This is a genomic window from Bradyrhizobium viridifuturi, assembly GCF_001238275.1.
In the GTDB taxonomy this organism is placed as follows: Bacteria; Pseudomonadota; Alphaproteobacteria; order Rhizobiales; family Xanthobacteraceae; genus Bradyrhizobium; species Bradyrhizobium viridifuturi.
The window spans coordinates 1-1,267 of the sequence record NZ_LGTB01000119.1; the positions used below are offsets into that span (position 1 = coordinate 1).

The window sequence follows — 1,267 nt, forward strand, 5'->3', positions numbered from 1 at the left end:
GACCTGCCACCGAACATTCATCCAACAGCAGTTAGAGTCTCGGGGTTTTGTACGCCGAGTGGCGCGGGTGGAGCAACGGGCGATCGGCGGAGCTGGTCGGGGTTGCGCAGCCGATCGCCCGTTGCGGTGAATGTGGCGGCGTAGGCCGCGGGTGTCAGGTATTTCAGCGAGGAGTGCGGGCGTTCCCCATTGTAGTCGGCAACCCATTTGGCGACCTTCGACCGAGCATCGTCGAGGTCGAAGAACAGCGTCTCGTTCAATAGCTCGTCGCGCATGCGGCCGTTGAAGCTCTCCACGAACGCATTCTGGATCGGCTTGCCTGGCGCAATGAAGTGCCAGTCGATACCGGTCTCCTTGTACCAAGCCAGCATGGCATTGCAGGTGAACTCGGTGCCGTTGTCGGAAACAATCGAGCCTGGCTTGCCGCGCCGCGCGACGATCGTCGTCAGCTCCCGCGCCACCCGTCGCCCCGAGATCGAGGTGTCCGGGATTGCGCCCAGACACTCCTTGGTCACGTCGTCGACGATGTTGAGGACGCGGAAGCGTCGTCCATTGGCAAACTGGTCATAAACGAAGTCGAGCGACCAGCGCGCGTTTGGCCTCGCTTCCAGAAGGATCGGCACCCGAACGCCAATCGCCTTGCGGCGGGCGCGTCGCTTGCGCACGGCTAGCCCTTCCTCCCGATAAAGCCGGTGGATGCGGTTGATCCCCGACGGCTCGCCCTCCCGCCGGAGCAGGATGAATAGCCGGCGATAGCCGAACCGCCGGCGCTCATTGGCAAGCTCGCGAAGCCGCCCCCGAAGCTCCGTGTCCGGCGGACGGCGGCAACGGTAGCGGACCATCGTCCGATCCGCGCCGACGATTAGACAGGCCCGCCGTTCCGAAAGGCCCATGACGGCCCTCAAGTGCGCGACCCCTGCGCGCTTGGCGACGGGCCCTACCATTTTTTTGACAACAGCTCCCGGAGCGCTGCCGCATCGAGCATCTGCTCGGCCAGGAGCTTCTTCAGTTTGGCGTTCTCATCTTCCAGTGCCTTCAGCCGCCTGGCCTCGGACACGTCCATCCCGCCGTATTTGGTCTTCCAGTTGTAAAACGTCGCTTCAGAGATGCCGTGCTTCCGCGCCAGATCGGCCGTCTTCGCTCCGGCCTCATGCTCCTTCAGCACCGCAATGATCTGCTCTTCCGTGAACCTTGCTCGCTTCATCTGTCCGTCCTTCGTCAGGCCGGACTCTAACTCCTTTTGGAGGAAATACTCGGTGGCAGGTCA

The 1,267-nt window shown here is 62.9% G+C and carries 1 protein-coding gene; it reads right to left on the minus strand.

The window, feature by feature from the left end; genetic code table 11:
- Window positions 1-17: 17 nt before the first annotated feature.
- Window positions 18-1,204, minus strand: a protein-coding gene (locus ALC15_RS40880) for an IS3 family transposase (protein WP_094194448.1) whose coding sequence is annotated in 2 segments (ribosomal slippage) — window positions 18-952 and window positions 952-1,204 — 1,188 coding nt in all. Because the reading frame shifts where the segments join, the coding sequence is not laid out codon by codon here.
- Window positions 1,205-1,267 lie beyond the last annotated feature (63 nt).